This is a genomic window from Psychromonas sp. 14N.309.X.WAT.B.A12 (assembly GCF_030397575.1).
Classification (GTDB): domain Bacteria; phylum Pseudomonadota; class Gammaproteobacteria; order Enterobacterales; family Psychromonadaceae; genus Psychromonas.
The window spans coordinates 23,942-31,065 of the sequence record NZ_JAPNXS010000018.1 but is presented as its reverse complement, the minus strand read 5'-3'; the positions used below and the strand labels follow the sequence as shown (position 1 = coordinate 31,065).

The 7,124-nt window shown below is 36.6% G+C and carries 6 protein-coding genes; 4 read left to right on the top strand and 2 right to left on the bottom strand.

Features of this window, described 5'->3' with window-relative positions; translation table 11 throughout:
• Positions 1–148: 148 nt before the first annotated feature.
• Positions 149–1,705, bottom strand: a complete 1,557-nt coding sequence (locus OW492_RS16650; protein WP_290041613.1) for a hypothetical protein — start codon at positions 1,703–1,705, stop codon at positions 149–151.
• A gap of 258 nt (positions 1,706–1,963) precedes the next feature.
• Here OW492_RS16650 and OW492_RS16645 point away from each other — a divergent pair, with 258 nt between their 5' ends.
• Positions 1,964–2,113 (top strand): phage integrase N-terminal SAM-like domain-containing protein, encoded by a 150-nt coding sequence (locus OW492_RS16645; protein ID WP_354669240.1) that lies wholly within the window; start codon positions 1,964–1,966, stop codon positions 2,111–2,113.
• Positions 2,114–2,506: 393 nt separating this feature from the next.
• Here OW492_RS16645 and aspS read toward each other — a convergent pair whose 3' ends face one another.
• Positions 2,507–4,297: an aspartate--tRNA ligase gene (gene aspS / locus OW492_RS16640; RefSeq protein ID WP_290041612.1), complete on the bottom strand. Its 1,791-nt coding sequence runs from the start codon at positions 4,295–4,297 to the stop codon at positions 2,507–2,509.
• A gap of 172 nt (positions 4,298–4,469) precedes the next feature.
• On the opposite strand from aspS, the gene cmoA reads away from it, so the two are divergent.
• The 3 genes from cmoA (at position 4,470) to OW492_RS16625 (ending at position 6,983) form a co-directional block, all read left to right on the top strand.
• On the top strand, positions 4,470–5,204 hold the full coding sequence (cmoA, locus tag OW492_RS16635) for a carboxy-S-adenosyl-L-methionine synthase CmoA (RefSeq protein WP_290041611.1): 735 nt from the start codon (positions 4,470–4,472) through the stop codon (positions 5,202–5,204).
• A gap of 35 nt (positions 5,205–5,239) precedes the next feature.
• Positions 5,240–6,226 (top strand): tRNA 5-methoxyuridine(34)/uridine 5-oxyacetic acid(34) synthase CmoB, encoded by a 987-nt coding sequence (cmoB, locus tag OW492_RS16630; RefSeq protein ID WP_290041610.1) that lies wholly within the window; start codon positions 5,240–5,242, stop codon positions 6,224–6,226.
• A gap of 166 nt (positions 6,227–6,392) precedes the next feature.
• A complete protein-coding gene (locus OW492_RS16625; RefSeq protein WP_290041609.1) occupies positions 6,393–6,983 on the top strand; it encodes a CoA pyrophosphatase in 591 nt (196 codons plus the stop codon).
• Positions 6,984–7,124: the final 141 nt, after the last annotated feature.

Sequence of the window (7,124 nt, the reverse complement as noted above, 5' to 3'; positions counted from 1 at the left end):
TGAAAAAAAGAGTGATAAACGCTCTTTTTTGGAGAAATTCTACAGCCTCAACGCCTAATTAACAGGCAAAAAATTGTTGGCTAAAATGGCGACGAAAGAGCAAAAGCCAACTGTTTTTTGTCCTTGTTTAATTTCTTGTTATGTTTCGTTAACGCCGAGTATGCCTTTTGACAGCTACTATTGTTTGCCAAACTAAACTCGAAAAAACCACATAAAATATAAGACTGATAAACTCCATGCCTTCTTTAAGAAGTTTCTTGAACGGTATTATATTTTCCGCAACACCATTGAAAAAAGAAGAAATAGATAAAATTGTACTATTGGCCGATGGCACCAAATTGTAGAGAAAGTTCATTTCTTGGCCAAGAATTAACAGATAATAAATAACTGAAAAAAATGCAATCCACGATATTGGCATCAAATAACTCTGGCCAAAATTAGAGGTCTTTTCATTTAGCCAAAAAATAATTTTTTCTTGATTGATGGGCTTACCAGTCAGTCCTTGTTTATATTTTCTCATCTCGAGAACAAAGAACTTATTTGCTTCGATATGATTTCCTATTTTATCAAATGAGTCTTTTATTATTCTCAGAGTTTCCCTATTTGTATTATCTGATAATAAATCGATATTTAAGAAATTGGGTGCTTCTTTTAAATTAGTATCTTCTAAATCAAGACCTTTGTAGAAAATTGAATTTCTAAAATTAGTAAAGCTTAAAAGCGTTACATATTTAAATATTGAGATCTGATTTAATTCACTACCTTCTTTCAAAGAAGAGAATTTACACTTTTCAAAACCTACAAAATCACTAAAGATACTTTTAAAACAATAAAATCTCCCATATTCAGCACCATAAGAATCAAATAAACCATTAAAATTTGTGTTAATTAACTCAATCTCATCTATAACACCTTCTTTGAGTTCAATTTTAGATTTAAATTCTGAGTTTTTTATTAGCAAATATTCAGATTTTAATTTATTAAGTATAAACTTTTCTTCTAATTCACAATTTTCAATTCGGAGTTTATGAATTTTTACTAAACCATTATCGGTGTTATTAAATACTGCTTTTTTAAATTTTACATTTTCAAATGAAAGTGTTTTATCAAATGAGCAATCATTAAACAATGTGATTTCAAGTGATGCGACATGATCGTCATCCATATAAGAACTTACATCTTCTTTAAATTGACATTGTTGATAGAGAACATTGTTTACATTTCCAAGAAGTTTAGAAGGTGTAATACTCCACCACTGAAAAAACTCACAATCTTGATAAAACGTTTCGACTTCAGGGATTTCTATTGAGTGAGCTGTAAACTTACAGTAATTAAAATGAGCCCCTTTGATTTTTTTTAGAATTTTAAGGTAATCAAAATTATCTCTGCTATCCCTGCAAGGGAAAAAAATGGAGTTGAATACGGTTGTTTCGTTTTTACAAAACTCTATAATTTCATCACTACCAATATCTTCTTTCAGATAACTTTTAAAGTCTTCAACATTGACTAAAGTTGCGTTATCTGGCGTTTTCCATTCGAAAGCTGATTCTGCTATATATTCTATTAAAGCATCATAAAATTCCCTCAAAATTCCTTTATTTTGAAAATCATGTGAATAATCACTTTTTTCACAGTGAAGAACACACTTCTTAGTGTTTTCAAAAACGTCTCTTTCGCATTCATTGGTACTACAAATTTTGCTCAATGCATGGACTCCCTATTGATAGAAACATAACATCTTATTAGATAACAAAATGTCACCTTTCCCGTGGAAAGATGGCAAATATCTAATGATTAATAATAGACTTAGACTAATGCAATTATCATTTTAATCAACAATTTAAAATAAAAAATGAAATATAAGTCATGTAGAAAGACGACAAAATGCAATATTTACGGCGGAAAGATGGCAAACGCACTACACTGTATAAATAAACATTGGTTTTATTTATAGAGGTATTTTATGAAATCACCATTTTTAATGGCTATTGCTGAAAATATGCGTATGAAAAATTATGCAGAAAAAACAGTTAAAGCATATATTTATTGGATCACATCTTTTATATACTTCACCAAAAAAAGCACCCATTGGATGCCACGATCAGGATGTTGAGTTTTTCGAAAAACAACGTTACTCATTGCGGCTAGTTCAATACTTCCCGTTAAGTTTTCTGAATCAATGGCTGCCTTTAGCAAGCTAAGGCATGGATGCCGTTGCTAGCTCAGTTCGCCACATGGATGTGGCGTATGAGCGGTGCGTTAAGAAGGTAGTCATTTATTCAGATTAAAAAACGATCGGGATCAGTCTCTTTGCTTACTTTCTCTACTGATTTAGAGAAAGTAAAGTCGCCGACAGGGCGAAAAATCGGCTAATAAACACCAAGTAGATCCAATGAGCGCAGACGAGCCCTTTCCCCCTAACAACACAAACAAAAAAGGGAGACAACATTACTATCGCTAGCAACATCATCTCCCTTCTATAAAAAGAAAGTTATTTTAAAAAGGATTAACCCTCTTTAGATTCTTCTTTCTCTTCTTTTTCAGTTTTCACAACCGCAATGTTTAACTCAGCCAGTGCCGCTGGGTTTGCAAAACCTGGAGCATTGGTTAATGGACAAGCTGCAGATGCTGTTTTCGGGAAGGCAATCACTTCACGAATAGAAGTTGTTTTAGTCATTAACATTACTAGACGGTCTAAACCAAATGCTAAACCTGCATGTGGTGGTGTACCGTATTGTAGTGCTTCTAATAAGAAACCAAACTTGTCTTGTGCTTCTTCATCAGAGATGTTCAAGATGCGGAAAATCGCTGCTTGCATATCTTGTTTGTGGATACGTACAGAACCACCGCCTAATTCACAACCGTTTAGTACCATGTCGTAAGCGTTAGAGATAGCGCCTACTGGGCTTGCTTCTAATTCTTCAGCCGTTAGGTTGATTGGTGCAGTGAATGGGTGATGTAATGGTGTTAATGAGCCATCTTCAAGTGGTTCAAACATTGGGAAGTCGATAACCCAAAGTGGTTTCCACTCATCTTTAATTAAGCCTAGGTCTTCTGCAACTTTCAGACGTAATGCACCAATTGCTTCTGCCACTACGTTGGCTTTGTCTGCGCCGAATAGGATGATGTCGCCATCTTTTGCGTCAGTGCGTTTTAGAATTTCAGCAACAATCTCTTCGTTTAGGAATTTAGCGATTGGTGATTGAACACCTTCAAGACCTTTAGCCACTTCGTTCACTTTCATCCATGCTAACCCTTTAGCACCGTAGATGTTAACGAACTTACCGTATTCATCGATGTTTTTACGAGAAAGTGACGCGCCACCAGGTACACAGATTACGGCAACACGGCTGTCAGCGTCATTTGCTGGGCCAGAGAATACGTTGAATTCTACTTCTTTTAATAGGTCAGCTACGTCAACTAGTTCGAAGTCGATACGTAAGTCTGGCTTATCACTACCAAAGCGACGCATTGCTTCTGCGTAAGTCATTTTAGGGAATAAACCTAAATCAACATCTAGCATCTCTTGGAAAAGCTTAACGACCATCTCTTCCGTTTTATCCATCACTTGATCAGCACTCATAAATGACGTTTCGATATCTATTTGCGTGAATTCTGGTTGACGATCGGCACGTAAATCTTCATCACGGAAACATTTAACGATTTGGTAGTATTTATCTAACCCAGACATCATTAATAGTTGTTTAAATAACTGTGGTGATTGAGGTAATGCGAAGAACTGACCTTTATGAGTACGGCTTGGTACTAGGTAGTCACGCGCACCTTCTGGTGTTGCTTTAGTTAAGATAGGTGTTTCAACGTCTAGGAAGCCGTTGTCATCTAAGAAACGACGTACAAAGCTACTTACTTTAGAACGGAAGACCATACGCTCAGCCATTTCTGGACGACGTAGATCTAAGTAACGGTAGCGTAAACGTTGCTCTTCAGAGTTCGTTTGGTTGCTGTCTAACGGAGATGGTTTCGCACGGTTTAATATTTCCAACTCAAGACCACGAATTTCAATACCACCAGTGGTCATATTTTTGTTTACTTGACCTTCAGGACGCGCACGTACTTCGCCTTTCATTTTAATACAAAATTCATTACGAACAGTGGCAGCAATAGCCGTTGCTTCAGGCGTATCATTATCGAAGAAAACTTGCACAATGCCTTCACGATCACGTACGTCTAAAAAGGTTACACCACCTAGATCGCGTTGTTTGTTTATCCAACCTACTAATTCAACTTCTTGACCAATGTTAGCCTCGGTCACTTCACCACAATACATAGTGCGCATTATCGATTCCTGTTTTTAAATACATTACAAAATAATTCAACACATTATAAAAGAAAATGCCCTTGAGGCATATGGCTAAATAAAAAAATGACCCTGCCACACAATTTAAGTAAAATGCGCGGCAATACAATACTAACAACCAGTTTAAACCTTAAATAAATTAGGTAGCCCTATGAGCCAAACCGATAATATTTTTAGTCAACCTTTACAAAAAGTGGATAGCTTTAGCTTTGATCAGCAAGTGGTGCAAGTTTTCCCTGATATGATCAAACGCTCGGTACCGGGTTATGAAAAAATTATTAATAGTATTGCGATGATCACTCAACGCTGTGCGCAAGATAACTCTAACTTATACGACTTAGGTTGTTCATTAGGTGCTGCGACGTTATCTATGCGTCGAGGATTAGCAGATAAACAAGGCTGCCAGATAATTTCCGTGGATAATTCATCGGCGATGGTGGAAACCTGCCAACAATATATCCATGCTTATAAATCAGATGTGCCGGTGACGGTATTGCAAGATGATATTTGTAATATCAAGATTGAGAATGCATCGGTTGTAGTATTAAACTTTACCCTGCAATTTTTAACACCAGAAAAGCGTTTATCATTATTAACCAATATTTATAACGGCTTATTACCGGGTGGTGTTTTAATTTTGTCTGAAAAATTTATTTTTGAGGATCCAACAAGCCACCAGCTTTTAATCGATTTGCACTTAGACTTTAAACGAAGCCAAGGTTACAGCGAATTAGAGATCAGCCAAAAACGTTCTTCATTAGATAATGTATTGATTTCCGATACCGTTGAACAACATTATCAACGTCTTGAAGAAGCAGGTTTTAAACATAATGACCTTTGGTACCAATGCTTTAACTTTGGTTCCATTATCAGTATTAAAGATTAATCATCACTCGTTATAACAAGACAGCAAGGCAACACATGATCGACTTCAGTAACTTCTACAGCATCATTGCTAAAAACCGTTTAAGCCACTGGTTACGCGACTTACCCGCACAATTACATGACTGGGAAAATACGCATGTTCACGGTACGTTAGCGAGTTGGATACGCGTATTAAATAAGTTTCCTACTATTAAAACCGAGCACATCGAGTTACAAGACGAAGTGCGTATTGGTAATGGCAATGAATTATCAACGGGTGAAACTAAAAAGTTAGAAAATCTGCTACAAAAATTCCACCCATGGCGTAAAGGCCCATTCCATATTCACGGTGTGCATATTGATACCGAGTGGCGCAGTGACTGGAAATGGGATCGTGTTTTACCGCATATCAGCCCACTTAAATACCGTTATGTGTTAGATGTAGGTTGTGGCAGTGGTTACCATATGTGGCGTATGCGTGGCGAAGGTGCAGAATTTGTTGTAGGCATTGATCCAAGTGAATTATTTTTATGTCAATTTGAAGCAGTAAGACACTTTGCTAATAAAGATCAAAACGTCCATCTGTTACCTTTAGGCATTCAAGAGTTACCTAAACTTGAAGCTTTCGATACGGTATTTTCGATGGGTGTTTTATATCACCGTAAATCGCCAATGGACCATATTACGCAACTACAAGATCAGTTAGTGGAAGGTGGTGAACTGGTATTAGAAACATTAGTCATTGCAGGCGATAAAGACGATGTATTGGTGCCTGCAGACCGTTATGCAAAAATGCGTAATATTTGGTTCCTACCAAGTGCAGAGGCGCTTAAGTTATGGGTTGAAAAATGTGGCTTTGAAGATGTACGTATTGTAGATATTAATGATACGTTAACCGGCGAGCAACGCAGTACCGCTTGGATGAAAAATGAATCCCTTGAAGATTACTTAGATCCTAATGATCCAACAAAAACGGTTGAAGGTCACCCTGCCCCTAAGCGCGCCTTATTAATTGCTAAAAAAGCAGTAAAGCCACTTAATTAAATGCCTCATTAGATAAAAGAAACAAAGTGTTTATTACTATTCTCTGAAAAATAATAGGCACTTCACTACTCTCTCTATGCTTATCGGCTGTATGATTATATTGTATTCATTGATGATATAGCCTATTTTAATACTTGATTTTATAAGGTTGGGAGAAGCATAACAGATGAATAGACAGGAATTTCTAAACCGTTTTATTTTGCAGCAAGCAAATTTAACCGCTCCTTCTTCTCATCTCGCACAACTTCAACCTCAACAACAGCCACTTAAAAAAGCCGCGGTATTAATGCCTTTAATACAAAGAAGTAATGGTTTGCAGATGATATTAACGCAACGCGCTTTACACTTGAGGCATCACCCCGGACAAGTCAGTTTTCCCGGAGGTCGCTTTGAAACAATTGATTTGTCATTAGCAACTACCGCATTACGAGAAACTGAAGAAGAGATAGGTATTGCACAAGACAATATCCAGCTAGTTGGCCGATTACCGGGGATCACTACTACCAGTGGTTACCATGTTACGCCTTTTATTGGCTTTGTTGCGCATCATGAGCAAGTGGTCATTGATAAAAGTGAAGTAAAAAGTTGCTTTGAAGTGCCTTTCAATTATCTGTTAAACAATGATAATTTTGTTAAGCAACATTTAGTGGCCAATCGTAAACGTCACTTTACCTATTGCTGCGCTTATCAAGACCATTTAATTTGGGGAGCAACCGCACAAATGATTATTAATCTACAACAACATTTACAGGGTTGAAGCGACGACAAATAGCCCCATCTATAATCAATAGCATAAAAAGCTAACTAAAGTGGTAATATAAGCAGATAAAAATTAACTAGGTTGTCAGGTTTAGCTGATCTTAGCCTGCTTTCAAGTAGTATAACCAACAGATAAAAA

Excerpts from the sequence above, each read along its gene's own strand:
- OW492_RS16645 (WP_354669240.1), top strand. The coding sequence starts at position 1,964 with ATGAAATCACCATTTTTAATGGCTATTGCTGAAAATATGCGTATGAAA.
- aspS (WP_290041612.1), bottom strand. The coding sequence starts at position 4,297 with ATGCGCACTATGTATTGTGGTGAAGTGACCGAGGCTAACATTGGTCAA.
- cmoA (WP_290041611.1), top strand. The coding sequence starts at position 4,470 with ATGAGCCAAACCGATAATATTTTTAGTCAACCTTTACAAAAAGTGGAT.
- cmoB (WP_290041610.1), top strand. The coding sequence starts at position 5,240 with ATGATCGACTTCAGTAACTTCTACAGCATCATTGCTAAAAACCGTTTA.
- OW492_RS16625 (WP_290041609.1), top strand. The coding sequence starts at position 6,393 with ATGAATAGACAGGAATTTCTAAACCGTTTTATTTTGCAGCAAGCAAAT.